The 25,879-nt window shown below is 30.8% G+C and carries 26 protein-coding genes; 21 read left to right on the top strand and 5 right to left on the bottom strand.

The window, feature by feature from the left end; translation table 11 throughout:
* Positions 1-63 precede the first annotated feature (63 nt).
* Genes DTL3_RS08155 through DTL3_RS08140 form a run of 4 tightly spaced genes read right to left on the bottom strand, consistent with a single transcriptional unit; the run spans position 64 to position 3,866 of the window.
* Positions 64-1,323, bottom strand: coding sequence for an adenylosuccinate synthase (locus tag DTL3_RS08155; RefSeq protein ID WP_045088724.1), 1,260 nt, complete (start codon positions 1,321-1,323; stop codon positions 64-66).
* Between the two features lie 53 nt (positions 1,324-1,376).
* Positions 1,377-1,844, bottom strand: coding sequence for a 23S rRNA (pseudouridine(1915)-N(3))-methyltransferase RlmH (locus tag DTL3_RS08150; RefSeq protein ID WP_045088282.1), 468 nt, complete (start codon positions 1,842-1,844; stop codon positions 1,377-1,379).
* Between the two features lie 4 nt (positions 1,845-1,848).
* Complete coding sequence (locus DTL3_RS08145; protein ID WP_052670445.1) at positions 1,849-2,757, bottom strand: hypothetical protein; 909 nt, start codon at positions 2,755-2,757, stop codon at positions 1,849-1,851.
* Positions 2,758-2,762: 5 nt separating this feature from the next.
* Positions 2,763-3,866 carry an FtsW/RodA/SpoVE family cell cycle protein gene (locus DTL3_RS08140; protein WP_052670444.1) on the bottom strand — a complete coding sequence of 368 codons (1,104 nt, stop codon included), beginning with the start codon at positions 3,864-3,866 and terminating at the stop codon, positions 2,763-2,765.
* A gap of 349 nt (positions 3,867-4,215) precedes the next feature.
* On the opposite strand from DTL3_RS08140, the gene DTL3_RS08135 reads away from it, so the two are divergent.
* The 20 genes from DTL3_RS08135 to DTL3_RS08040 all read left to right on the top strand — a co-directional run bounded on the left by DTL3_RS08135 (position 4,216) and on the right by DTL3_RS08040 (position 23,764).
* Complete coding sequence (locus DTL3_RS08135) at positions 4,216-4,953, top strand: biotin--[acetyl-CoA-carboxylase] ligase (protein WP_045088281.1); 738 nt, start codon at positions 4,216-4,218, stop codon at positions 4,951-4,953.
* A 27-nt stretch (positions 4,954-4,980) separates the two neighbouring features.
* Positions 4,981-5,493 carry a hypoxanthine phosphoribosyltransferase gene (gene hpt, locus DTL3_RS08130; protein ID WP_045088280.1) on the top strand — a complete coding sequence of 171 codons (513 nt, stop codon included), beginning with the start codon at positions 4,981-4,983 and terminating at the stop codon, positions 5,491-5,493.
* A gap of 14 nt (positions 5,494-5,507) precedes the next feature.
* Positions 5,508-6,335 (top strand): purine-nucleoside phosphorylase, encoded by an 828-nt coding sequence (locus DTL3_RS08125; RefSeq protein WP_045088279.1) that lies wholly within the window; start codon positions 5,508-5,510, stop codon positions 6,333-6,335.
* Positions 6,336-6,471: 136 nt separating this feature from the next.
* The gene (locus tag DTL3_RS08120) at positions 6,472-7,398 is read left to right on the top strand and encodes a lytic transglycosylase domain-containing protein (RefSeq protein WP_231854008.1); all 927 of its coding nucleotides are present in this window, start codon (positions 6,472-6,474) and stop codon (positions 7,396-7,398) included.
* A 12-nt stretch (positions 7,399-7,410) separates the two neighbouring features.
* The gene (fliF, locus tag DTL3_RS08115; RefSeq protein ID WP_045088278.1) at positions 7,411-8,961 is read left to right on the top strand and encodes a flagellar basal-body MS-ring/collar protein FliF; all 1,551 of its coding nucleotides are present in this window, start codon (positions 7,411-7,413) and stop codon (positions 8,959-8,961) included.
* Between the two features lie 43 nt (positions 8,962-9,004).
* Positions 9,005-10,018: a flagellar motor switch protein FliG gene (gene fliG / locus DTL3_RS08110; RefSeq protein WP_045088277.1), complete on the top strand. Its 1,014-nt coding sequence runs from the start codon at positions 9,005-9,007 to the stop codon at positions 10,016-10,018.
* Positions 10,011-10,715: an HrpE/YscL family type III secretion apparatus protein gene (locus DTL3_RS08105; protein ID WP_052670442.1), complete on the top strand. Its 705-nt coding sequence runs from the start codon at positions 10,011-10,013 to the stop codon at positions 10,713-10,715. Before fliG ends, DTL3_RS08105 begins: the two co-directional genes overlap by 8 nt.
* Entirely contained in the window at positions 10,696-12,042 is a 1,347-nt protein-coding gene (locus DTL3_RS08100) for a FliI/YscN family ATPase (protein WP_045088276.1), read from the top strand. The genes DTL3_RS08105 and DTL3_RS08100 overlap by 20 nt, the downstream gene beginning before the upstream one ends.
* Before the next feature lie 146 nt (positions 12,043-12,188).
* Positions 12,189-13,463: a carbohydrate ABC transporter permease gene (locus DTL3_RS08095; RefSeq protein ID WP_045088719.1), complete on the top strand. Its 1,275-nt coding sequence runs from the start codon at positions 12,189-12,191 to the stop codon at positions 13,461-13,463.
* 14 nt (positions 13,464-13,477) lie between these two features.
* Positions 13,478-15,709, top strand: coding sequence for a carbohydrate ABC transporter permease (locus DTL3_RS09740; RefSeq protein ID WP_197539524.1), 2,232 nt, complete (start codon positions 13,478-13,480; stop codon positions 15,707-15,709).
* Between the two features lie 123 nt (positions 15,710-15,832).
* Positions 15,833-16,072 (top strand): hypothetical protein, encoded by a 240-nt coding sequence (locus tag DTL3_RS08085; protein WP_144403510.1) that lies wholly within the window; start codon positions 15,833-15,835, stop codon positions 16,070-16,072.
* Positions 16,029-16,808: a class I SAM-dependent methyltransferase gene (locus DTL3_RS08080; protein ID WP_052670441.1), complete on the top strand. Its 780-nt coding sequence runs from the start codon at positions 16,029-16,031 to the stop codon at positions 16,806-16,808. The genes DTL3_RS08085 and DTL3_RS08080 overlap by 44 nt, the downstream gene beginning before the upstream one ends.
* Positions 16,805-17,734: a tRNA (adenosine(37)-N6)-dimethylallyltransferase MiaA gene (gene miaA / locus DTL3_RS08075; RefSeq protein WP_045088274.1), complete on the top strand. Its 930-nt coding sequence runs from the start codon at positions 16,805-16,807 to the stop codon at positions 17,732-17,734. Before DTL3_RS08080 ends, miaA begins: the two co-directional genes overlap by 4 nt.
* An 11-nt stretch (positions 17,735-17,745) precedes the next feature.
* Positions 17,746-17,991 (top strand): RNA chaperone Hfq, encoded by a 246-nt coding sequence (gene hfq / locus DTL3_RS08070; RefSeq protein ID WP_045088273.1) that lies wholly within the window; start codon positions 17,746-17,748, stop codon positions 17,989-17,991.
* A gap of 96 nt (positions 17,992-18,087) precedes the next feature.
* Positions 18,088-19,077 carry a M23 family metallopeptidase gene (locus tag DTL3_RS08065; RefSeq protein WP_045088272.1) on the top strand — a complete coding sequence of 330 codons (990 nt, stop codon included), beginning with the start codon at positions 18,088-18,090 and terminating at the stop codon, positions 19,075-19,077.
* A gap of 326 nt (positions 19,078-19,403) precedes the next feature.
* Positions 19,404-20,612 carry a methionine adenosyltransferase gene (gene metK, locus DTL3_RS08060; protein ID WP_045088271.1) on the top strand — a complete coding sequence of 403 codons (1,209 nt, stop codon included), beginning with the start codon at positions 19,404-19,406 and terminating at the stop codon, positions 20,610-20,612.
* Positions 20,613-20,929: 317 nt separating this feature from the next.
* Positions 20,930-21,247, top strand: coding sequence for a 30S ribosomal protein S20 (gene rpsT, locus DTL3_RS08055; protein ID WP_045088270.1), 318 nt, complete (start codon positions 20,930-20,932; stop codon positions 21,245-21,247).
* A 70-nt stretch (positions 21,248-21,317) separates the two neighbouring features.
* The gene (gene trmB / locus DTL3_RS08050; protein ID WP_045088269.1) at positions 21,318-22,265 is read left to right on the top strand and encodes a tRNA (guanosine(46)-N7)-methyltransferase TrmB; all 948 of its coding nucleotides are present in this window, start codon (positions 21,318-21,320) and stop codon (positions 22,263-22,265) included.
* Complete coding sequence (locus DTL3_RS08045; RefSeq protein WP_045088268.1) at positions 22,265-23,263, top strand: NAD(P)H-dependent glycerol-3-phosphate dehydrogenase; 999 nt, start codon at positions 22,265-22,267, stop codon at positions 23,261-23,263. The genes trmB and DTL3_RS08045 overlap by 1 nt, the downstream gene beginning before the upstream one ends.
* A 66-nt stretch (positions 23,264-23,329) precedes the next feature.
* Positions 23,330-23,764, top strand: coding sequence for a hypothetical protein (locus DTL3_RS08040; protein ID WP_045088267.1), 435 nt, complete (start codon positions 23,330-23,332; stop codon positions 23,762-23,764).
* Between the two features lie 29 nt (positions 23,765-23,793).
* On the opposite strand, the gene nth is transcribed toward DTL3_RS08040, so the two are convergent.
* Positions 23,794-24,429, bottom strand: coding sequence for an endonuclease III (gene nth / locus DTL3_RS08035; protein WP_144403509.1), 636 nt, complete (start codon positions 24,427-24,429; stop codon positions 23,794-23,796).
* 178 nt (positions 24,430-24,607) lie between these two features.
* Between nth and DTL3_RS08030 the strand changes: the two genes are divergently transcribed.
* On the top strand, positions 24,608-25,870 hold the full coding sequence (locus DTL3_RS08030; RefSeq protein ID WP_045088266.1) for a CinA family nicotinamide mononucleotide deamidase-related protein: 1,263 nt from the start codon (positions 24,608-24,610) through the stop codon (positions 25,868-25,870).
* The last annotated feature ends 9 nt before the right edge of the window (positions 25,871-25,879 follow it).

Here is a 25,879-nt window from a genome sequence, read left to right as displayed (position 1 = left end):
TTGTATGATTGAGGATTTTGATACGATGCTTTGTATTTATTTTAGCATTGGTTTATTAGTACATTATTTGTTTATGTTTAAGATAAGACTATTTTTAGTACACATTTCTTCAGTTTTTGGACCATATGAGATGTAGTCAATATCGATTTCAGTTTTTTCTTCAATAAAAGATATAAATTTTAGAAAATTAATATCATTAGTATCTGACCAGCCATCAAGTTCTTCGTAAATAGGTTTTGCAACAAAAAAATCATAAGAGGAAGACGGAATATCTTTGATTTCTTCTTTTATTGAATATTTAGTACACACCTTTATTTTTTCAATTCCATTAAGAACGTCTGCTTTTGTAATTACTAAACCAGTCAATCCAGATCTAATTTTGGCGTATCTTAATGCTGGTAAGTCAAGCCAACCTATTCTTCGAGGTCTTCCTGTGGTTGCTCCGTATTCTCCACCTTTTTGTCTTAGAACTTCAGCTTCATCGCCAAAGATCTCGGTTGGGAATGGACCTTCTCCTACTCGGGTGGTATATGCTTTTAACACTCCATAAACATTATCAAGCTCAAAGGTAGAGAATCCAACTGATGAAACTCCATGAGCCATACATGAGGAGGAAGTCACAAACGGATAGGTTCCAAAATCGAGGTCTAATAAAACTCCTTGTGCACCCTCAAATAATACAGATGTACTTCTAAAAACTTTTCCCATTTCTATTGCACTAGCATAATTAACGTTGAGTTTTTCTAGTTTTCTTCTGGCATTGATTAAATAATTAAAAACTTCTTCTTTGGTGCTTTTTAGTTTGTTTCCATAGTAATTTTGTTTTAAGTAATATATATTTTCTAGTCTGTCTTCAAGTAATTTTTCATCAAATAAATAATATAGTTTTATACCTTCTCTTGATACTTTGTCAGTATATGCTGGGCCTATCCCTCTTTTTGTTGTTCCTATTGGGTTTCTTCTCATTGATTCTATAATTTCATCTTCTTCTTTGTGCCATGGGAGAACTAGAAATGTTTCTAGATCTATATAAAATCGGGAGGAAATACCCGGAAAATCATTTTCTAGGATATTAAGCTCGTCAACAAGTTTATCTAGATCTAATACCATTCCAGCACCTAAAAAACCTTTTGCGTCAGAATTAGGCTTTATTGAGGGTAGCATATGATTGACATATTTTTTATTCTGATAGTAGATTGTATGTCCTGCGTTTGCTCCCCCAGAAAATCGTACGATCCACTCATAATTATCAGAAAAGTAGTTGACAACCTTCCCTTTTCCTTCATCTCCCCATTGAGCACCAACAATAGCCATCTTTTCCATATTTTTTAGCACACAGTCGATATTTTAAGTTTAAGTGTGCACTCCTCCTTTCGTTAATAGTGATATCTTTCGTTATTTAGTATTTTGTTAATTCTAAAGAGCTGTTCTAATAAGATTAATGTCGCAAATTCGTGAGTAAAAGTTAGTTTTGATAGAGATAGTGTTTTGTTTGAATATTCAAAAATTTTTTGAGAATGACCTAAAGGTCCACCGATTATAAAATTGATATACTTTCTCCCACAAGTGCTTTTTATATTGTCATATAGATTTGCAAATTCTACAGAGGTTAAGCTATCTCCATTTTCGTCTAAGACAATATTATATGAATCAGGTAGGTATTTTTGGATCTTCTCGAAATCTTTATCTTTATAGTCTTTTTCGGGTATTTTGTTTAAATCTCCAGATAATGGAAGTTGAATGAGTTGAACCTTTTCATATTTACCGATCCATTTTAAATATTGTTTAGTACCATTTATTATATAGTTAGTTTTTAGAGGTCCTACTAGTATTATTCTTGTCATTTCTTTATTCTTTTGGGTTTTTAGATTTACATGGTTGACTATTCAATAATAATTTTTCTTCTATGGTAAATAGCTCTCCATCTAGGTTTCCAATTAGTGTTTTAAAAGAATTTAAAAAGATTTTTCCAGTTATAGGAGTTGGAAGTGAAACCCTTTCTATTTCACAACCAAAGTGTTGTATTACTTTTTGAACTTGGTTGTAGAGTAAATAAATTGAAATTTCTCCTTCTTTTGCGTTGATACTAATTGAAAATTTACCATTTTGTTTTCTTATTAAAAAAACGTTAACTGGTGCGTATAATGATAATTCTTGTTGTATCTGTTCAGCTAACCATCTATCTGTTGTGTTAATATGAAAATCAAGAGTTATTAAAAAGTCTCTTACTCCAATTATTGTTGCTCCCGCAGTAGGATGAGGTTTTGATGGACCATAATCTGGTTTCCATTCGGGTAGTTTCATCTTTTTTTCTAGAAATTCAAATTCACCTTTTCTTATGTTATTTATGTTTTGTCTTTCTTTATAACGTGCAGATTTTTCGTAAAGGTATACTGGTAAATTAAAATCATTAGAAATTTTTTGTGAAAGTTTTTCTACTAAATAGTTGGCTTCTTCAAAATTTACCCCTATTAGAGGTACAATAGGAACTACGTCTACAGCACCAATTCTGGGATGATGCCCGGAATGTTTGGTTAAATCAATTTTTTCTATGCATATTTTTACAGTTTCATAAAGGAAACTATCAATTTCTGATATGTCTCCAACGATGCTGATAAAACTTCTGTTAAAATATTCGTCACTTTTACAGGAAATAAACCATACCTTATCAAAGTTATCAGCTAGGTTTTTGATTTGCCTTATTAATTCACTGTTTCTTCCTTCACTAATGTTTGGTAAAGTTTCTATCAGCTTCAATAAAATCACCCCGTTATTTGCTTTTCAATCATTAATCCTTTTGTAGCTAAACCCAAGATTAACGAAAAAGTTAAAATAGAGGTTCCACCATACGAAATTAAAGGCAAAGGGATTCCAGTAACGGGTAGCAATCCTAAATTCATTCCTATATTCTGAAAAACATGAAAAAAGATGAGAAAAGAGGATCCTACATAATAGTATTTCCAAAAAAGATCGTTGCTTTTTTTATAGCCAACGTAAAGTCTCCAAATTATTATGGCATACAATAATATTATAAAAGATATCCCTATAAACCCAAATTCTTCTCCAATAACCGATAGTATAAAGTCAGTTTCACTTTCAGGAACTGAACCACTTAGGTTCATGTATCCATTCATGTAACCTTTACCAAACCATCCACCTGATCCAATGGCTTTTATTGCTTGATCTGTATTATAAAAATATGTTAATGTGTATTGTTCGGGAAATAGAAATCCAAGAATTCTACCTTTTTGATATTCTTTCATATTCATGAAGATTATTGGTGCGCTTATTATACCAAGTCCTAATGTATATTGCCACAATTTTTCAAATTTTCCAGAGATGAAAACAAGAACAAACCATGTAGTAAGTACTATAACTGTAGTACTAAAATCTGGTTCTTTGTACAACAAAACACTGGAGATTAGTGTAATAAAAGAGGCAAAATAAAAAGTTTTTAGGTCTTTTTCTGATAAAATATAACTGAAATATATGAGTAAAAATAATTTGAACAGTTCAGATGGTTGAAATCCAACAGGTCCAACTCTAATCCATCTTCTAGAACCACTAATTGGAGGCATGAAAAGTACTAATATTAGCAAAAAGAATGAAAAATAAAATAATATTGGTGCGGTTATTTTTATTAATCTTTCAGGAATGAAAATTGTCAGAAAAAAACCACTAATTCCAATTATCATCCACATTAGTTGTTGTTTTTCTATTCCTTCTAAAGAACTATTTAAAACAGCACTTTTTATGGCAAAGTATCCAATAATCAGCAAACAAATGTAACTTATAATCAAAAAGAATTCAATGCCTTTGATTCTTTCATTTTTTCCTTCGAATAAGGCAGTTTTAAAAAATGCCATAAATTAGGTGTGACCTCCAATTCAATAGTATTATCTATATTTGTTTAAAAGAAAAAAGAAAATTGATAAAAATAAAATATAATATATTTTTATAATTTAATTGAATATGTTTGAAAATCAATGTATATAAAGAAAAATAAACCTATATTTAAATAGGAGTTAAACATTATTATTATATCATAATAAAGCTATAATTTTGAATTTCTAAAAGATGTGGTAAAATTAGATTAAGTCAGTTTCTGAGCAGTTATACAAATAATTTCTAAGACATAATTCAATAGTATTCAGACATTGATGTTCTTTTAAGGTAAATAATTTAAATTAAACGATCTTTGGAGGTTTTTGAATAATGATAGGTGATAATATTATTGTTTTAGATAAGGTTCCTTCTACTAATAAATTTTTAAAAGACAATTGGCAAAAATTTCCTTCCGAAACAGTTGTATGGGCGCTTGAACAGACTGAAGCATACGGTAGAAAGAAGGATAAATGGTATGCACCTTTTGGAGGATTATGGTTTTCTGTCTTATTTAAACCTCGTAAGAGACCTTTGATTCCTTATTATTATGTTAGAATGTATTCTTTAGCTGTAGTAGATTTGTTAAAAAGAAGATACAATCTCGAAGCAATTATTAAATGGCCAAATGATATCTTAGTAGATGAGAAAAAAATCTGTGGTATTTTAGGAGAAAGTATCTACAGTGGAGATAAACCAAGTTGTGTTATTGTTGGTGTCGGTATGAATGTAAATAATGATCTTACTGAAGATTTATCATCTTCTGCTGTTTCTTTAAAACAATTAATTGGAAAGGAAGCTACTCTAAATAAAATCCTTAGGGAAATAAATCATATTGCTTATCATTCATATTATTTAAAATATTTTAAGCCTAAAACTATTTCAAACTTAACGAAAATTTGGATTAATAATTTAAATATTAAAAAAGGTGATAAAATTAGATTAAAAACGTTGTCTGGTAAAATTGTGATTGGAGAGTTAGTAGATATTAAATCAGATTATCTAAAAATTCTAGATGATAAAGGCGAAATAAAAGAATACAATTCCGGGGAAATTAGTGTTATAATTTAATAAATAAAGCACTAGAGGAGGTTAGTAATGGCAATTCATGTACTAATTGAAGAAGATAAGATTCAGAAAAAGGTTAGAGAAATTGGAAAAAATATCACAGATTATTATAAAGATAAAACAGATGAAATTATTGCTGTTTGTGTTTTGAAAGGTTCTGTAAATTATTTTAGTGATTTAGTTAAAAATATAGATTTAGATGTAATTTATAACTTTATTCAAGTTTCTAGTTATTCTGGAGAGATTACTACTGGTGTAGTTAAAGTAAAAAGTTGGTTGGATGAGCCTTTAGAAAATAAACATGTTTTGATTGTAGAAGATATTATAGACACCGGAAATACTTTGAAATATATTATTAAATATCTTCAGAGGCAGAATCCGCTTTCAATCGAAGTTACTTCCATTGTTGTAAAAAAAGCGCATGAACATGGTATTGATGTTAAATTTCCAGGTTTTTCTATTGAAGATAAATTTGTTGTTGGTTATGGTTTGGATTATGAAGAAAAATATAGAAATCTTCCATATATTGGCTATATTATCTGAGGAGGTAGAAAGAGATGAACATTGAAGAATATGTAAGAAAGGTTCGAGAAGCTGCTAAGTATATTCGAGATAAAATAGATAAGAAACCAAATATTGCTATTATCTTAGGTTCGGGTTTAGGCAAAATTGCAGATAACTTAAAAAATGCGATTTCTATTCCGTATTCTGAGATTCCAAATTTTCCTCGTTCAACTGCTCCTGGACATAAAGGTGAACTCTTAATTGGAGAATTACAGAATAAAACAGTTATGTTAATGAACGGAAGATTTCATTATTATGAAGGATATTCTATGAAAGAGGTTACATTTCCAATTAGAGTAATGCAGGAAATGGGGATTGAATATTTGATAGTTACTAACGCTGCGGGCACTCTTAACCCTGATTTTCAAGTGGGCATACCTTGCATAATAACTGATCAGATTAACTTCTTTGGAGACAATCCATTAATGGGTCCGAATTATGATGAATGGGGTCCGAGATTTCCAGATATGACAGAAGTATATACAAAGTCCTTAGTTAATGAAGCATTTAAAGCCGCAAAAAAATTGAACATTCCAATTTATTCAGGAGTTTACTTGGGATTAAGTGGTCCAACATTTGAGACACCCGCTGAAATGAGGATGATGAGAAACTTTGGTGCAGATTTAGTAGGGATGTCAACTGTTCCAGAGGCTATTGTTGCTAGACATGCAGGGATAAAACTCTTGGGTATTTCCGCAATTACTGATAAAGCTGTACCAGAACAACTACAAGAAGTTAGTGCAGAAGAAGTATTAAGGGTTGCAGAAGAAACTGGAGGAAAAATTGCAGATATTATCATGGAAGTAATAAAATCTTTGTGATTTTTACAGGGGTTTATTTATTTCCTTCAATTTTTATTAGAGGGTGTTTATCTTGAAAAAGATTTTCTCAACAATCCTTTTTTTAATATTGTTTGTGCATATCTTTTCTTTTTATGATATGTATGATTATTTATTTATGAAGCCAGGTACGCATTTTGAATATAATGCAAACCACCTAGGAGAAATGGGGTTTGAAATATATACTGTTTATAAATACCCTCTAATGGATTCAAATAAACTGCTTGAGTCTGTTTGGTCACAACCAAGGTCTTTGATTGGTGGACAGATGGCAGTAGAGTCTAGTTATTACACTCATGCAATTTCTTCATCACAAGCTATGGGATTGTTGCAATTAAAAAATACTACTGCAACAGATGTTTATGTTTACAACTTATTTGATCCATATGATAACTTAAAAGGTGCTTTAGAGTATCATGGATATCTTAGAAGGTTGTTTAATGATGAAAAATTGCAATTGGTAGCTTACCATGACGGACCTACAGCTGTTATGGCTGGGGTTATTTCGCCTGGTGGAGAAGCCTATTATCAAAAAGTAAAAAAGGCTCAAGAATCTTATAAAAATACCAAAATATATTCTCCTTATTTTTTAAAAGGCGGTATTTATTTTGATAAGAATCGTGTTTTAACCACTGATTTGGCAGGAGGTATTGCTTATCGTAAACTTGAACTATATGGAGATGTATCATTAGGTATAAATACAAATCAATTAATTGATTCAAACACTAATTTTTTAGATTTTGGTTTTGATTATTCTTTACTTTATGCGCCAAGGACCTATTTTGCCTTTGGGTTTTCAGGGGACCCATTACCTAGTAACTTGATTTTTAGAATAGGATTTCCTTGGCAAAATTTTATTTTGACTGTGTTTGATAATCCACAGATAATATACAAACATCAGTTGACAAAAAACTTTGCTACAAGAATCTCTTTAAGTACTGATAAGCTACTCCTTTCCGGATATTATACTATTTCAAACTTAGATTTATTTGTGGGTTATGAGATTTTTGATAAAAGTATAAATGTTGGATTTAGAATAAGATAGAGGGAGTATACTATGGAGCAATTTCTAGTTAAAATTAAGGAATGGTGGAATAAACAAGAAAAAGAAAGAAAAATAATTTATATAGTTTCTATTGTGGCTGTTATTGTTTTGATAATTGTTTTTTCAATGATCGCATCAAAGAAAAAATACACATTTTTGATAGGTGGACTGGATCAAGCAAGTTCAGGAAATATTATTCAAAAACTCGAAGAAATGGAAATTATATATAAGGTAGATAGTGCGGGTAATATATATGTTGCAGATCAGAATGTTGCTGAATTACGAATGAAATTGGCCTCCCAAGGTATTATAGGTTTTAACGTTCAGGGGTACGAACTTTTACGAGAGCAAGGTTTTGGAGCAACTAGCTATGATAAACAAGTTAATTATCAAATTGCTTTAGAAGGTGAGCTCACTAAAAGTATTTCTTCTCTGCAGGGTATTAAAGCTGCTCGAGTTCATTTGGTTATTCCACCGAGAACTTATTACCAAGTTGGCGATAATCCTGAGCCTTCTGCATCTATTCTTTTAATATTAAATCCAGGAGTAACAATAACTTCTGATCAGGTTAAGGCTATTATTAATCTAGTTTCTGGTTCAGTTCAGGGTTTAAAACCTCAAAACGTGAAAGTTGTAGATAATTATTCTAGAGATCTTAGCTCTCAAGTTATGATTGGTGAGGGAATTGAAAGTGCTAATTCAAAGTTTAAATTAAAAACCGAAGTAGAAAACTATTATTCTAAAAAACTTGAAAGTAGTTTACAATCAGTTTTTGGCTTGGGAAATGTAGTCGTTGTTTCAGAGATAGATCTTAATTGGGAAAAAATTGAGCAGGAAGAACGAAAGGTGGAACCTGTTGTAGAAGAAGAGGGCATTATTTTAAGTCAACAAACCCGTACTGAGCAAAGTGGGAATCGTTCTACTGTAAGTGGTGTTCCTGGCGTTGATTCAAATATTCCACCCTATACTTATCAAACACCTCAAGATTCTGGAGACTATTATAGTAAATCAGACATCATTACAAATTATGACGTGAATGAAATATATAGAAAAACTGTTGAAGACAAACAAGGTCAGATTTCTAATAAAAGTTTTACAGTTTTCATTGATTTTTCTAGTATAGGAATAGAAAATTCTGAAGATTTGAAAGCTCAAATAAGAAAAAGTGTTTCAACAGCTTCAGGTACACCTGAAGCTAATATATCTATTCTAGACGTACCTTTTAATAGGGAAAGTGAGATTCTAAGAGCTCAAATTGAAAATGAGCTGCTACAAAAGAGGAAAAGAATTGCAAACATTACTATTTTAATAATATCTTTGATAGTTTTAGTAGTATTAGTTATTATTGTTAATAGGATTGTAAAATCCAGGAAAGCTGCAAAATTGATTGAAGAAAGGAAGAAGCAACTAGAGTTACAGGCAGAAGAGGTAATGAAAGAAACCGGTAGAGTACCTGCTGAATTGACTCCAGAGCAACAAATGATAAAAGAAATTGGAGAACTTGTTGATTCTAAACCGGAAGAAGTTGCAGATATTATTAAGATATGGCTTAGAAGTCAGTAGTCCATTAGATAAGCTGGAAATTAATTTTTGAGGAGAATTTAACATGGCTGAAAGAGGAAAAGGTTTGAATGGTGTAAAAAAGGCTGCGATAATGTTAGTTCTTTTAGGACCTGAGAAAGCTAGTAAAGTACTTAAAAAATTAGATGATGCAGAAGTAGAAGAATTGACTTTGGAGATAGCTAATTTGGAAAAAATAGATGAAGAAACTCAAAAAGCTATTTTATCGGAGTTTTATGAGTACGCAAAAGCGAAAGACTATTTGAGTACTGGTGGCGTTGAATATGCAAAAAAACTTCTAGAAACAACATTTGGTCCTGAAAGAGCAATAGATATTATAGATAGGCTTGTTTCAAATTTACAAGTCAAACCTTTTGATTTCCTTAGAAAAGTTGACGTTGCCCAGTTAGTAAACGTTTTACAAGATGAACACCCTCAGACTGTGGCTTTAATTCTTTGCTACCTTCCACCTCAAGTTGCTGCTAAGGTAATCGCAGAGCTTCCTGAATATTTACAGGTTGACGTAATAAAAAGGATATCTACCATGGATTCATCAAATCCGGATATCGTCAAGGAGATTGAAAATAAATTAAAAGATAGATTATCTGCTTTCACCGTTCAATCTTTTTCTCAGGTTGGAGGAATCGATATTTCTGCAGAAATTATGAACAATATTGATAGAGCTATGAGTAATAAAATTTTTGAAAAGTTGTCAGAAAGAGATCCAAGATTGTCTGATGAGATAAGAAGAAGAATGTTTGTATTTGAGGATATCACCAAGTTAGATGACAGATCTATTCAAAGAGTATTGCGTGAAGTTGATAGTAAGGATTTAACTCTTGCGTTGAAAGGTGCTTCTGAAGAAGTAAAAGATATTATTTTCAGAAATATGTCTAAGAGAGCTGCTCAGATTGTTCAGGAAGAATTGGATTATATGGGACCTGTAAGAGTTAGAGATGTTGATGAGGCTCAACAAAGAATTGTTAATATAATAAGAAAGCTTGAAGAAAGTGGAGAAATCATTATTAGAGGCGGGGCGGGTGAAGAGTTAATTGAATAAAAGGATTATCAACAACAAATATGTTGTTTTGGATAAAACTTTTGAAATAGAAACTGAAAATACTCAAGTTGATAAAGTTGGAGATATAAAAAAACAGGAAGAATTGTTAAAATCAGAAATTATTAAAAAGGCTCATAAAGATAGCGAAAAAATTATTGAATCAGCAAGAAATGAAGCAGCAAAAATTCTTGAAAAAGCTAAGTTAGATGCACAAAAAATTATGCAAGAACAGATTGAAAGTTCTAATAAAAAGCGAAAGATTTTAGAAGAAGATCTTAAAAAAGTTAATGAAGAAATGAGAAGAATCGCCAATGAATATAACATATATGTGAATGAGCTATCGAATCAAGCACGGATTTTTTGTGAAGAAGTAATTAAAATTGTTGTAGGGAAATATTTTGAAGAGACCGTTACGTTTCCTGATTGGATAGAAAAGGTATTTAATGATTTACAAAGCAAATTGTATATGTTTAAAGATGCTACACTAAAAGTAAGTCCTAGCTTTAATAAAGAGTTTCTATCAATAATTATTAAGGTTTTTGGAAATAGTTTTCAGATTGTAGAAGATGCGTCATTAAGTGATAATCAAATATTCTTAGATACAAATCAAGGCATTTTTGATCTTAGCCCACAAACTTTTATAAAAGATTTATTAAATATATTGGAAGTGGCTTTAAATGAAGAAGGTAACTTTTGAAAATTCTTTAAAGAGTTTTGAAAAAAAGATTGAAAGTCGCCCTTTGTTTGCTCAATTAGGAAAGGTAAGCAGAATTATAGGGGTTACTATCGAATCAACTGGTCCAAATTCAGCAATTGGTGATCTTTGTAAGATTAAATTAAGAGATGGAACAACAGTTTTGGCAGAAACTGTTGGTTTTTCTGATAACAAAGTTTTGCTGATGCCTTTAGAAGATGTTGGAGGGTTATATGTAGGTGCTCCCGTTGAAAAAGTTGAAGATAAGATTACTATTAAAGTGGGTACAGATCTTTTAGGGCATGTATTGGATGGAATAGGAAGACCAATAGATGGAAACAAAATAAAGCATTATGAAAATAAAAGTATATATTCTTCTGCACCAAATCCGTTAGTTAGAAAACGAATTAAAGAACCATTATCTGTAGGAGTAAGGGCAATTGATGGTTTTTTAACGTTAGGAAAAGGTCAAAGAATAGGAATTATGGCTGGAAGTGGTGTAGGTAAAAGTACACTTCTTGGAATGATTGCCAGAAATACCTCAGCTGATATAAACGTCATAGGATTAATAGGCGAACGTGGAAGGGAAGTCAGGGAGTTTATCGAAAAAGATTTGGGTGAAGAAGGGCTTAAAAGATCGATATTAGTTGTTTCTACTTCTGATTCTCCTGCTTTATTACGTGTTAAAGCTTTATATACTGCAACTACAATTGCTGAATATTTTAGGGATTTGGGCTATGATGTTTTAATGATGGTCGATTCTATTACTAGATGGGCTATGGCACAAAGAGAAATAGGCCTTTCTATTGGAGAACCTCCGACTACACGAGGTTATACACCCAGTGTATTTGCAAATATGCCTAAAATATTGGAAAGGGCAGGCAATTCTGTAGATGGAAGTATGACTGCAATCTATACGGTTTTAGTTGAAGCTGATGATATGAACGATCCTATTGGGGATTCAGTTAGAAGCATAGTTGATGGGCATATAGTACTTTCTAGAAAACTTGCTGATTCTTCACATTATCCACCAATTGATATTTTAGCAAGTGTAAGCAGGCTGATGACTGAAGTTGCTGATAAGGAACATTTGGAAGCCTCTAAATTTATCAAGGATATTTACGCTAGTTACATAGACTCAAAGGATCTAATCGAAGTTGGGGCATATAAAAAGGGATCTAACCCAAAGGTGGATGTTGCCTTAGCTGAGATAGAAAATATTAACAATTTTTTAAGACAAGATATTTATGAAAAAACTGATTACAAAGAAACTTTAGCGATGTTGATTGACATACAAAATAGGTGTAAGAAGATGGTAGATCAAAATTAATCAACGTATTGTAAATATTTACTAATTTTGTTACGTTTTTAAATTGGAGGAATAATATGTATATGAATGCAGAGATTACTATTTTATTATACGTTGGGTTAATAATTGTGTTGTTAATGATAATACGATTACTTGGTAGGAAATTTTTGAAACCTGTTAAGTATAGGAAATTAAAAGAGAGTGTATCTGCTTATTTGTATTTATTACCTTCGTTTGTAGTATTAGGACTTTTTGTGTTTTGGCCAATTATATATTCATTTTATCTAAGTTTTTTTAAGTGGGACTTTCAAAACCAGGATAATCCGATATTTATTGGATTTGAAAACTACATAAAACTATTTAAGCTAGATAAACCTATTTCTATTTCATTTAACTCCGCCTTTTTTAATACTCTTCTTTTAGTTATGAGTTTTATTTTTTTTATGCATCTTATTTTTGATTATAAAAAAATAGAAAAAAGATATCAAAAAAACCTTGTAATAATAATGAGTTGTTTGGGAATAATAGCTTTATTTTTGGCAAATTCTGTTAATTACTTAAGTATAGTTATTTCAATAATTCAATTGATCATCTATACTTTCTTGATAGTATCAGATTTCGTAACCCAAAAATCAAATAAAACGTTTTTAAAGCTTCTTTTATTTGTTGCTTTTTATGCCTTTTTTTATTGGTTTGGAGTGCCCGAGATTATTAGCTTTTTATTGTTAGCTAAACAACAATCACTATTTATAAAGGCTATATGGAATACTACATATTATGTTTTATTGTCAACACCTATTACAATATTTTTAGCTTTAATTGTTGCACTGTTGCTGAATCAAAAGGTACGCGGTAAGGCATTCTTCCGTACTATTTATTTCATTCCTTTTGTAACCAGCGTGGTTGCAGTCTCTTTAGTATGGCAATGGCTTTTTAATGATAATGGATTAATAAATTACTTTTTGATTCAGTTAGGGTTTTCTAAAGTAAGTTGGTTAAAAGATCAGGCCTATACCATTCCAACTGTCGCTATTATTTCTATTTGGAAGATGGTAGGTTATTATTCAATTATCTTTTTATCGGGATTACAAAACATTGATCAAAGTTATTATGAAGCTGCTGAAGTTGATGGCGCGTCTCCTTTTCAGAAGTTTAGATTCATTACATTGCCTCTTCTTTCTCCAACAACATTTTTTATAATTATTGTAGCAATGATAGGGGCTTTTAAGGTTTTTGATGAAATTTTTATTCTATATGTAGGTATGCCAGGACCGTACAATAATAGTGGTATGACTTTGGTTTATTATATATACGATAAATTTTATAATCAGCAAAGAATGGGAGAAGCAAGCGCAGCTGCGTATGTATTGTTTGGAATTACATTAGTTTTCACATTTTTTCAAATGCGTGCAAGCAAAAAAAAGATATATTATGATTCCTGAAGGAGGTAACCTTCTTGAACTATAGCAATTTTTTAAAGACAATGTGGAAATTGGTTGTATATCTCCTTTTATCTGCGGGAGCTATTATGATGTTATTACCCTTTGCTTGGATGATTGTTACTTCATTAAAAGCGCCAAGCGAAATTAATGAATGGCCACCTACGTGGTCTACAAAAAATTTTAAAAAAGAATGGACGTTAAATTTACAAGTTGCCCCTTCGTCGTATGATATCAGACGGGGTTTGAGTTTAGAGGAGTTTAGAACGTTAGCGGTCGAAGAAAAGCATAATCCATATAGGTTAGTTTATAATATTGAAGGTGATTATGTTAGAAGAGGCCAGTTTGAAATATTGCTTAGAAATATTAATTATTCTGAGAGTTCTGATGTAGAAACATTATTATCAAACATTTTTGAATATATAAAAAATCTTGAATTAAGAGATGATCTTAAAAGTATATTGTCTAAAGAGGCTTATACGTTAGAGAATTTTGAAACTATCTATTACAGTCTCTTTTCAAAATCAGATGGTTATTACAGGCAAACGTTGACTATAAGAAGGGTTCAGCAAACTCTAACGAAAATAACTGATTTTATCAACTTAACTTTAGAAAGAAACATAAATCTTCTTCCTTATTTTAGGGTTACCCCTGCAATGGATGCTATAGAAATAGAAAAAATAGAAAGTTCCAAACAAATATTTATTGATTATCTTACAAATATTAGAGAAGAGGCTAACTCGATAAATCAACAATTAAGTCAATATAAACCAGAATTGAGGCTGGTAAAACAGCAAGAAGTAGAAGAAATTGTGGAATTACTTGTAAACTTTTTATCAAAAGTAGACACATTTGAGGATGATATTCTACGCAACACAAACACTTTAATTCAACGTAACATCTATAATCCTCTGATTGAAGAAGTTAATTCCTTGATTTTTTATGTTTATTTTCAAAACGAGTATCGCCAAATACAGGATAAAACACTTGACAAAGTTTATATTTCCTTTCAAGTTCCGACTAAGCAAGATAAATATAATAATCTCATAAACGATTTGGAAAATATGAATTTTCCAGAATATTTTAAAGTAATAGTGAGAGATCTTGCGAGCCCTAAAAATATTAATTCTTTGAACAAAGAAGTTGTGTCATATTTTGAAAGAATGTTTGTCAGTGAAGTTGAACGCAGTTTAGCACAAGAACCTACCGAAGTACAAACTTGGGTTAATATATTAAGGACCCTAGTAAACAGAGGAGTTACTCTTGAAAATGCGAAAAGTGTTCTTTCTCAAGGTGAATATAATTTTCTTATACAAAATGTGGTAAATAAACAAGCAGAGTTTGAAAGTATTTTGAAAAAGAGGACAGAATATGATAAAATTATTAAAGAATTTGATGTATTTTACATTGATTCAACATCAAAAGTTAAGATTGATCAAGCTCCTTCTTTTATAGATAAAATCTTGTTTAAAGACAATTCCAGGATTGAAATATATACAAACAATGTACCTTCAGTTTGGTTAGTCGATGAAGAGCCATATAGTAAAGTTGGTTTTAGTTTTACTCAAAGATTAGCAAATGTATTTCAAAATTATGTTGATGCATGGAATTCTGCTCCCTTTTCTAGATATTATATAAACACTATCTTTGTAGCTTTAGTAACTACATTGTTAGAGGTTATTTTTGCTTCAATGGCCGCTTTTGCTTTTGCAAAATTAAACTTTTGGGGAAAAAATGCCATTTTTACTATATTTTTAGCTACTATGATGGTTCCTGGTGAAGTGCTATTAGTACCTAACTATATAACTATTAGCAAATTCTCATGGATAGACAGTTATTATGCATTGATAGTTCCGTGGGTTATTAGTGTGTTTGCTATTTTTTTAATTAGACAACAGTTTATGACAATTCCAAATGATTTATGGGATGCAGCTAAGATAGACGGTTCAAGTAGTTGGAGGTTTTTATGGACCGTAATGGTACCTTTAAGTAAACCCGCAATTTTAACAGGTGGATTGTTAAAGTTTGTTGGTAGTTGGAATGCTTTTCTATGGGTTTTAATTGTAACAAAAAGCCCTGAAATGAGAACCCTTGCTGTGGGTTTACAAAATTTCAGGACTGATGCGGGTGAGATTTACAATCTGCTTATGGCTGCTTCTACATTTTCTATGATTCCAGTAGTCATATTGTTCTTGTTTTTACAACAGTATTTTGTGGAGGGAATATCAAGAACTGGACTGAAAGGGTAAGCAAGTTTACTTTAATGGGATGTGTAAAACGTGCCTTTCATTGATTTAGAAGGTAAAAAAACTAAAAAAAATATTTTTCATAAGAATAATAATAATTTTTTTTCCTATTTGTGGAGGACTTTTGTGTTGCTTGCCTTAATATTTATTATTTTTTTCATGGTTTACCAAATAATGAGATTAGTTATGTATTATCATTCTTTAAAAAATGAATATGAAAGTTTAGCTTCAAAAAAAATTGAGTTACAAAAAAAGATTGAAGAAAGAGAACAAATTATCTCCTCTTTAGAGGATGAATTGAAGAAAAAAGGAGTACTGCTTAATGATGGAGGATTTTATCAAATGGATATTCACAACATCCCATGACCCTTGTGAGAAACAGGTTCATAAGGCTATGGAACTAGCTACAAAATATAACGGGATCTATTACGAAAGAAAAAATTTAAAGAATTATTTGAAAAACATTGACAGTTATTTTGTTGTAAATAAAAATTTAACAGTAGATTGTAAGTGGAAGGATGGAAGATTGTTTTTCCATCCTTCTGTTTCGAAAATACGACTTAATAATTATTTAAAAAATGGGAATGATTATTTGATAGAATCGGTGAAACCTGATGCAAATGATGTAGTTTTGGATTTGACATTAGGACTTGGCAGTGATGCTCTTCTACTAGGTTATTTTTGTAGAGAAATAATAGGTATTGAGGCTTCATTTCCAATATATTTAGTTGTAAAAGAGAGTATAAATGCATATCAATTTGATGAATTATGGCTGAAAGAATCTTCTAAAAAAATCAAAATATATCATGAAAATTACAAAGAATTTATAAAGAAGCAAGATGACAATTGCTATGATATTGTGTATTGTGATCCAATGTTTGAAAATCCTCAATTAAAATCAAATTCTATTAATCCTCTAAGAAAGTTCGCAAATTATGATAAGATAGACAAAATTGATTTAGAGAATATGATTAGAATTTCCAAAAAAAGAGTAGTAGTTAAGGCTCGTATTTATGACTCTATTTGGGATGAGTTTCAATTTGATTTGAAAATAGGGAGCAAAAAAAGTGGTGTTATTTTTGGAGTGATTGAAAAGAAATGAACAACAAAGATAAGGTTTTAATAATTACGGGACCTACAGCTGTTGGAAAAACAGAAATTTCAATAAAAGTAGCCCAGCAATTAAACGGTGAAATAGTTTGTTTAGATTCAAGACAGGTTTATAAAGATTTAAAAATTGGGACATCGTTTCCTGATGAACAAGCAATGAAATTGGTAAAACATCATTTGTTTGGATTTGTTGAATTAGACCAACATTTTACTGCTTATGATTATAAACTGGTCGCAGAAAAAACAATTAATGAGATAATTATGAATAATAGAATTCCAATACTAGTGGGAGGAACTGGTCTATATATAGATGCTCTTCAAAAGGGTTTTTTAAACGTTAAATCTGATTATGGTGTAAGAACTCATCTTCGAAAACTAGAAAATGAAAATCCAGGAGTACTTAGAAAAATTTTAACTGATATAGACCCTGAAAGTGCTTTAAGAATACATCCAAACGATATTAAGAGAACGATAAGAGCTATTGAGATATACATTGTTACAGGGAAAAGAATGGGAGAATTAATAAAGTATGAAGGACCTGAGCGACCAAAATATGACTATGAAATAATTGTTTTAGATAGAGATAGAAAAGAATTACATGAAAGAATTAATTTGAGAGTTGAGAAAATGCTTGAAGAGGGACTTATTGAAGAAGTCAAAAAAATACTAGAAGCAGGGTTTTCAAAAAATTTAAATTCACTAAATACAATTGGATATAAAGAAGTGATAAAATATTTAGAAGGTGAATTAGATTATGATACAATGGTACATAAAATAAAGGTAAATACCAGGAACTATGCTAGAAGACAGATAATTTATTTTAGAAGATTTGAAGACGCATTGTGGTTAAATTTGAGTGAAATTTCTGAAGATTATGCTATAAGAGAAATTATTCTTAAAATAAAACAACAAAAATAGGGGTGATAAAAGTGGCTGAAAAATTTAACTTGCAGGATAGATTTTTGAATATTTTACGTATCAATAAGATAGAAGTTAAAGTATATTTAGAAGGGGGATTTCAAACCAGCGGTATAGTTAGATCTTTTGACGATTATACTATTCTTTTAGAGAAAAGCGGCGAGCAATCACTAGTTTATAAGCATGCTGTAAAAATGATGGTCCCTTCTAAATACATCAAGTTATTTCAAGACACTCCAACAGGCACTAACGAGTAGTATTATCTAGTTTTTTACTTATTTTGTGTTTATTTTTATAGTCTTTTTTTGATTTTATCTAATATATTATAAAAGAAAAATTTGGAGGGATTAAGTTTGATAAAGAAATATATTTCTATCTTTTTTATTTTGGTGGTTGTTTCATTATCTTTATATGCACAACTTTTTCAACTACCAATTAAAAATTCTTACATTACTGCAGCATTTGGTGAATATAGGAATACAGGGCCAGTTTCCCATTTTCATTTGGGTATAGATTTTTCAACTTTTGGAAGGACAGGACTTCCGGTTTATTCTGGTGGAGACGGATACCTGTATAAAGTATGGATAAATGATAATCTATATGGAAACGCTGTTTTTATAATGCATGAAGATACAGGTTTAATAACTGGTTATGCTCATCTTCAAAGTTTTTCTGACAAAATTTCCAGATATGTGGATCTTGTTAGCGAAGAATTTGGTAATCAAAGAATTGAAATAGTATTTCCCACAGGAGAAATACCAATAAAAGCCAACGAAATTATAGCAAACTCAGGGGCTACCGGAGAAGCGACAGCCCCTCATTTACATTTTGAAGTGCTAGAAGAGACTTCTGAGGGGCAAATCATTTATGATGCTTTAGAATTTTTAGAGTATCAAGAGACAAGATCAAAACAATTAGAGCTTATACAAATTCGTTCTAATAATAAGTATTTTGATATTTCTGATAATCAGGAAAATATAGTAGAATATGCAGGTGTTTATCCTAAAATTGATGTTAGAGTTAGAGAAAAGTTGGGAGATAACTCAACTATAGTTCCAAAAAAGGTATCCCTATACATAAATGATATCTTAACTTATAAAGTCGATTTTAGTAAGTTAAAAGAAGATGAGGTATATAACGCCGATATTATTTATGCTTACGCTTCTACAGCATCTGTTTACTGGATTAAAATGTATTCTGATTACAACATGACTCCAATAGTTGTTAATGATTTTTCTGCATTTTCACATAATACTTCTGGAGATTTGAGAGGTAAAATAGTTTTAGAAGATTTTTGGGGAAATGAGAAAACATATAATATAAAGTTTGTAAAACCATATTAATAAGAATTTCAAAAAGTTAATCTAATGTTTCTCTTTAATGGTTGACGAATCATTTTTTTTTGATATAATTAGAGTCGGATTTTTGTTTATTGTCGAATTTCAAATCAACTTGTTTAATAAAAATGGGATTTTAAATTTATGATGGTTCTAGGTCATAGTTTTTCCCATTCTTTGGTGCAAGTACCGAAAAGTTAAAGAAATTAAGAGTCAGTAAAGATTAGGATTGAAAAGGTATTATGTAAAAAATCAAATATGAAAAATATATCTATTTCAGATTTTAGAATTTCTAATGTTGGTAAGAAGATAAGATAATAGGAGGACGAATAATGAAGAAAATGCTCTTTACAAGTGAAAGCGTAACAGAAGGACATCCAGACAAAATCTGTGATCAAATTTCTGATGCAATACTTGATACATTGTTAGAAAAAGAACCTAAAGATAATAGAATAAATGTACGGTCTGCTGTTGAAACCCTTGTTACTAGAGGTTTAGTTGTAGTGACTGGTGAGATTAGGACAAGCGCTTATGTAGATGTACCTACAGTTGCAAGGAATACGGTTCTTGAGATAGGTTACAACAGGGCTAAGTTTGGTTTTGATGGTGAAACATGTGCAGTAGTAACTGCAATAGAAGAACAATCTCCAGATATTGCTATGGGAGTAGATAAATCTTTTGAATCAAAAACCAAAAAAGATAAGATAGATCCGTATGATCGCATTGGAGCTGGAGACCAAGGAATTATGTTTGGATATGCAACAAACGAAACAGATGTTTATATGCCAATGCCTATTGTCTTAGCTCATAGACTCGCACGAAGGTTATCTGAAGTAAGGAAGTCAAAGGTAGTAGAATTTTTAAGGCCAGATGGAAAAACACAAGTTACAGTTGCATATGACGAGAATTTTAAACCTGTTGCAATAGATACAATTTTAATATCTGCACAACATGCACCCGATGTTACACGGCAAGAACTAGAAGAGGGAATTAAGAAATATGTGATTGAACCTGTTATTCCTCAAGAACTTATTACAAAAGATACCAAGATATTAATCAATCCTACCGGAAGATTTGTTATCGGAGGACCTCAGGCAGATACAGGTTTAACAGGAAGAAAAATAATAGTTGATACCTATGGAGGTTGGGCTCCTCATGGTGGAGGTGCTTTTTCTGGAAAAGATCCTACAAAGGTTGATAGATCTGCAACTTATATGGCTAGATATGTGGCAAAAAATTTAGTTGCTAGTGGTGCTGCTGAGGAAGTCTTAATTCAGTTGTCTTATGCTATAGGTGTCGCTCAACCAGTTTCTATAAATATAGATACAAGAGGAACAGCAAAAGTAGATGAAGAGAAAATTTATAAAGTAGTTCGAGAAATATTCGATTTTAGGCCTGCTGCTATTATCGAAAATTTAAACCTACTTCAACCTTTTTATAAAAAAACAGCTGCATATGGACATTTTGGAAGAGACGACTTTGAATTTCCATGGGAGAAGTTAGATAAAGTTAAAGAATTGAGAAGTGCTCTAGGGTTATAAATAATTCTATTATTTATAATGGGTCCAGGGCGGAGCCCTCACCCCTCGCTGATACAAGTACCGAAAGAGATAAAAAGATAAAGAAATAAAGATTTTATAAAAATAGAATCTGAATTTATAAAAAGAGTATTCAAAATTAGAGAATTTAGAAATGAATATTTTCTAGAAGTAAGCATTGAATTTATAACGGGTCCAGGGCGGAGCCCTCACCCCTCCCTGGTACAAGTACCGAAAAAGATAAAGAAATAAAGATTTTATAAAAATAGAATCTGAATTTATAAAGTGAGTTTTTCAAAATAATAAGGAGGTAGAATTAAGTGCCAAACTCAAAATCTGCGGAAAAAAGAGTTAAACAATCTGAAAAAAGAAGGATTAAGAATAGAGGATATATGAAGAGAATTAAAGAAATACAAAAAGAGATAGATAAAAGTATCAAAGCAAATGTAGAAAAAGAAAAAGTTGCACAACTATTGGATAAAGCATTTAAAATTATTGATACAGCCCAATCAAAGGGAGTTGTTCATAAAAATTATGCAGCTAGAAAGAAATCACAATTACATCGAAAGGTTAAACAATATTTGGGTGAAACAAAGCCAGTTAGCGAGAATACAGCAGAGACAGAAGTCGCTAATTAATTATACTATTTTCACCTTATCACATTGAGACGTAAATGGGGACTTCCCTTTATTAAGAGAGAGGAGTAAGTTGGATTATTCTTTTTTAGGAAAATATCAAATATATACTAAAGAAATTAATTTTTTCCCAATTGACTGGTCTAAAATTTTTTGTAACAATAAAAAGCTTATTGTAGAAATCGGGTTTGGTGGAGGAGAATTTTTAGTTGGTTTAGCAAAAAAATATCCAGAATTTAATTATATTGGGATTGAAACATCATTAATTTCTTGTTATAAAATTCAAAAGAAGATTTTTACCTCTAATTTGGGTAATATTAGGATAATTTTAGAAGATGCAAGGTTTGCTGTTCGAGAATTTTTCTCAGATGATTCAATTTATAAGGTAATTGTCAATTTTCCATGTCCTTGGCCTAAGAAAAAACATTCAAAAAAAAGGCTTTTTACAGGGGATTTTATCGATACTTTATCATCTGTTTTAGAACCTAATGGAGAAGTGTTATTAACAACTGATGTTCAATGGTATGCTCAAGAAGTTAAAAATGGATTCATGCGCAATGGTTGCTTTGATGTTAGTCCCTTAAAAACCAACTTTGAAATGCCTATAAAAACCAGATATGAAGCAAAATGGGAAACTGAGGGAAGATCTAAATTTTTGTTGATTTCTAGAAAAAAAAGTAAAAAACCAATTCGAAGATTAATAGAGGGAGAAAATATATTGTCACATAAGAAAATAAAATCAATTAATTTATCGAAGTTAAAGTCTTTGAAAAATTATAAATACAAACATGCAGATACAGTTTTCTTTGTAAGTGATGTATATAATAATTGTAGCAATCCAGAGAGTAACTATCTTTTGAAAATTTTTAGTAACGATAACGGTTTTTTTCAATCTTTTTTTATTGAGGTTTCAAAAGGTAATAATAATTGGTTAGTTAAATTAGATGATATAGCAAAAGCTTATAGGACTCCGGCCGTTAAAGAAGCTGTAAACAAAATAGCTGAGGAGTTAGAAGAATAATGGTTAAAGTTACTGTCTTAGGTGGTGGAAGTTGGGGTACAGCAATATCTCTTATGTTATTAAATAATGGTCATCAGGTGAAAATTTGGGATAGAAGTAAAGAAGTACTGTCCCTTATTGATGAAGGCGAAAATTTACGTTATTTACCAGGAGTTAGAATACCTCATAGCATTATAACAGAACCCGATATAAATAGAAGCTTAGAGCATGCAGATATTGCTGTGATAGCTATTCCTGTTCAGTATATAAGAGCGGTATTAAATAGCATAGATAAATCCAAACTAAAACGTAAAACGATATTTGTTAATCTTTCGAAAGGAATGGAAATTAGCTCATTAAAACTTCCACAATATATTTTTAAAGAGATTATTGGAGATTTCAATTATTGTACATTGAGTGGTCCAAGTCATGCCGAAGAAGTTTCAAGAGGAGTACCTACTAGCGTTGTTGTAGCAAGTAAAAAGAGACGAATGAACGAGTATATTCAAAAAATATTTAGCAGTAAAACATTTAGAGTATACTCTAATGAAGATTTAATTGGAGTTGAAATTAGTGGTGCAGTCAAGAATATCTATGCGATAGGCGCAGGGGTTATAGATGGTTTTGGAAAATGGGATAACACTAAAGCCGCACTTATTACTAGAGCAATCGTTGAAATAAATAGATATGGTAGACATTATGGAGGTAAGAAAGAGACGTTTATGGGTTTAGCTGGAGTTGGTGATTTAGTGGTGACTTGTACTAGTTTACATAGCAGAAATAGATATGTTGGAGAAAAGCTATCAACAGGTAAAAATCTAGGTGAAATAATCAAAGAAATGTCGATGGTAGCTGAGGGTGTATACACTGCGAAAGCTGTTTATAACGATGCTAGAGCTAAAAATATTGAAATGCCTATTGCGTTTAAGATTTATGAAGCTTTATACGAGGAACTGGAACCAAAAAAAGCTATATATGATTTAATGACGCGGGATTTAAAATCAGAATTTTTCTATTAAAGTTAATAGTGTATTATTTGTAGCTTATATTTGAGAAAACAGTAATTAATTATAGGAGGCTTTTTAATGCAAATTTCATTAGATCAACTTTTACAAGTATTAATGGCACGATTAGATAGTTTAGAAATGTCTTTAGAAGATCTTAAATTTCGAACAGATGTTGCTTTGAGAATATTAAGGAAAAACAATTTATTAGACGAAGATAAAGTTAAAGAGGCAGTTAAAGAAGAATTTGTACTACTTAATCAATTAAGCGACGAAAAGGAAGAAATTGACGAAGAGAAGATTGAAAGTATTACCAAGGGAATCATTAACTGGGTTGATAATGATGTTGATTATTTTAAAAGGCAATATGCGGATTTTCAAGAAAAATTGCGTCAATTCTTAGAAGAAGAAGATAAAAGTAATATAAGCGTTGCTTCACCAGAACTGTTAAAGCAACTTGAAAGTTTGAAGGGTGAAAATCCAAAGAAAAACAAAAATAATTTTATTATCCCTTAACAAAAAGTCTCTCGGTTTGAGAGACTTTTTTACTTTTTATTTGTTTTCAAAAATTGATATGCTGAAGGACATACATCATTTAAAAAGCATTCATGACAATTTGGAGAGATTGGCTTACATATCTTTTGACCAAAATTAACCATTGCGCCGTTTAAAGGTCCCCAAAGCTCAGGTGGGATTATTTTTTTCAGTTCGTCTTCGGTTTGCTCAGGTTTTTTTGTTTTTACCCAACCAAGTCTATTTGATATCCTGTGAACGTGTGTGTCGACCGCTAATGCATTTTTACCAAAGCCTACGTATAATACAATATTTGCAGTTTTTCTGCCTACACCAGGTAGTTTTAAAAGTTCTTCAAGATTATCAGGAACTTTTCCATCGTAGTCTTTAACAATTATTTTTGAGATTTCAACTATCCTTTTACTTTTTTGTTTATACATACCCGAAGGTTTTATCAAGTCATATAGATCTTCTGGACGGGCTTTTGAAAGTTCATAAACATTTTTGTACTTTGAAAATAATGATTTAGTTGCCTTTTCAGTGTTTTCATCTTTTGTTCTTTGAGATAATATTGTTTCTATCAGAATTTTAAAAGGATCTTTTTCTTGATGGTATCTAGGAAAGAAATAGATTATTTTATGTGCTTCTTCAATTATATTCCTACTCATTATTAGGTTTAACCCCCTCTAAAATATGCTTAATTATATTATATGTTATTTGTTATTTTATAGACAACTTATTATATATTATCATAGTTAATATTAATAGATAAATATTAGATGAAAATATGATAAAATACATTTAAGAGTTTATAAAAGTCGTGGCAAAAAACAGAGGTGGTAATTGTTGTATAAAAAGGCTTCGATAATTGCTACAGGTAGTGAACTTACTGAAGGCATTATAATTGATAGAAACGCTAATTATATTGTTCAAAAATTGAAAGAAGTTGGTATAGAAACACTAAAAATTATTGAGGTAAAGGATGATCTAGAGCTAATTAAAAATTCTATAGATGATTCATTGAATATTAGTGATATAATTATCTTGACAGGAGGACTAGGTCCTACAAAAGATGATTTGACAGTACGAGCAGTAGCTGAAGTATTAAACTTAGATATTATATTTGATGAAGCAGTATACAAATATATTGAACAGTATTACAACAAAAAAGTTTCCAAATCACTTGATATATTAAAAAAACAAGCTTATGTTATTGAGGGCGCAAAAGTAATCCCAAATTTAAGAGGGAGCGCTCCAGGACAAAAAATTGAGTTAGATAAAAAAGTTATTTATCTATTGCCTGGACCTTTTAGAGAAGCCTCATATATGTTCGATCATTTTATTTTACCTGAATTAAAAGATGGTTCGTCTATTAAAAAGTACGAATATACCTTATATTTTTATGGATTAACTGAAGCAGAATTTATGGAAAACATTTCGAAATATGTGAATAATATTGATTATTCTACAAAAATAGAGGAATACATAGGTCCCAGTATTAGATTAAGATTCGACAATAAAGAGGAATTCGATAATGTATATGAAGCGATAGTAAAGGAATTTCCTGATAATTATATAGGATTAAATAGTTTGGAAGTTACACTCTTTCAAGAATTGTTAAAACAGAATTGTAAGATTTCTTTTGCAGAATCGTGTACTGGAGGAATGATTTCTGATATTTTTGTTTCCGTACCTGGGGTATCGCAGGTTTTTTTAGGTTCTGTTGTCACTTATTCAAATGAGTTGAAACAAAAAATATTAAAGGTTAAGGAACATACGTTAGAAAAATTTGGTGCAGTTAGTACAGAAACTGTCTTGGAAATGGCTAAAGGATTGTATGACCTTACAGGAACTGATTTATGCATTTCTGTAAGTGGTATAGCTGGACCAGAAGGAGGAACAAACGAAAAACCTGTAGGAACGGTTCATTTTGGGATGTCTTTTCAAGGTAGATTGTTTTCTATTAAAAAAGTTTTTGATGGTAACAGGGAAGATATAAGAAAAAGGGCTTCGTATTATGCTTTATGGAGTGCGTTAAAGGTTGTCCGCAATCAAGCAGATAAGTCTATAAAAGAATGGGGAAACTTAAGTAATTATCTAAGTTATTAAAGTTGAGGA

It is taken from the genome of Defluviitoga tunisiensis, assembly GCF_000953715.1.
Lineage (GTDB): Bacteria > Thermotogota > Thermotogae > Petrotogales > Petrotogaceae > Defluviitoga > Defluviitoga tunisiensis.
Note: the sequence above shows the minus strand (reverse complement) of the source record. Positions and strands in the feature narration are given on the sequence as shown.

What these genes read in the sequence shown, in the direction of transcription:
- fliG (WP_045088277.1), top strand. Translation starts at nt 9,005, where the DNA reads ATGGCTGAAAGAGGAAAAGGTTTGAATGGTGTAAAAAAGGCTGCGATA.
- DTL3_RS08100 (WP_045088276.1), top strand. Translation starts at nt 10,696, where the DNA reads ATGAAGAAGGTAACTTTTGAAAATTCTTTAAAGAGTTTTGAAAAAAAG.
- DTL3_RS08155 (WP_045088724.1), bottom strand. Translation starts at nt 1,323, where the DNA reads ATGGAAAAGATGGCTATTGTTGGTGCTCAATGGGGAGATGAAGGAAAA.
- fliF (WP_045088278.1), top strand. Translation starts at nt 7,411, where the DNA reads ATGGAGCAATTTCTAGTTAAAATTAAGGAATGGTGGAATAAACAAGAA.
- DTL3_RS08045 (WP_045088268.1), top strand. Translation starts at nt 22,265, where the DNA reads ATGGTTAAAGTTACTGTCTTAGGTGGTGGAAGTTGGGGTACAGCAATA.
- DTL3_RS08140 (WP_052670444.1), bottom strand. Translation starts at nt 3,866, where the DNA reads ATGGCATTTTTTAAAACTGCCTTATTCGAAGGAAAAAATGAAAGAATC.
- miaA (WP_045088274.1), top strand. Translation starts at nt 16,805, where the DNA reads ATGAACAACAAAGATAAGGTTTTAATAATTACGGGACCTACAGCTGTT.
- nth (WP_144403509.1), bottom strand. Translation starts at nt 24,429, where the DNA reads ATGAGTAGGAATATAATTGAAGAAGCACATAAAATAATCTATTTCTTT.
- DTL3_RS08120 (WP_231854008.1), top strand. Translation starts at nt 6,472, where the DNA reads ATGAAGCCAGGTACGCATTTTGAATATAATGCAAACCACCTAGGAGAA.
- metK (WP_045088271.1), top strand. Translation starts at nt 19,404, where the DNA reads ATGAAGAAAATGCTCTTTACAAGTGAAAGCGTAACAGAAGGACATCCA.
- DTL3_RS08125 (WP_045088279.1), top strand. Translation starts at nt 5,508, where the DNA reads ATGAACATTGAAGAATATGTAAGAAAGGTTCGAGAAGCTGCTAAGTAT.
- DTL3_RS08080 (WP_052670441.1), top strand. Translation starts at nt 16,029, where the DNA reads ATGATGGAGGATTTTATCAAATGGATATTCACAACATCCCATGACCCT.
- DTL3_RS08150 (WP_045088282.1), bottom strand. Translation starts at nt 1,844, where the DNA reads ATGACAAGAATAATACTAGTAGGACCTCTAAAAACTAACTATATAATA.
- DTL3_RS08135 (WP_045088281.1), top strand. Translation starts at nt 4,216, where the DNA reads ATGATAGGTGATAATATTATTGTTTTAGATAAGGTTCCTTCTACTAAT.
- hpt (WP_045088280.1), top strand. Translation starts at nt 4,981, where the DNA reads ATGGCAATTCATGTACTAATTGAAGAAGATAAGATTCAGAAAAAGGTT.
- DTL3_RS08040 (WP_045088267.1), top strand. Translation starts at nt 23,330, where the DNA reads ATGCAAATTTCATTAGATCAACTTTTACAAGTATTAATGGCACGATTA.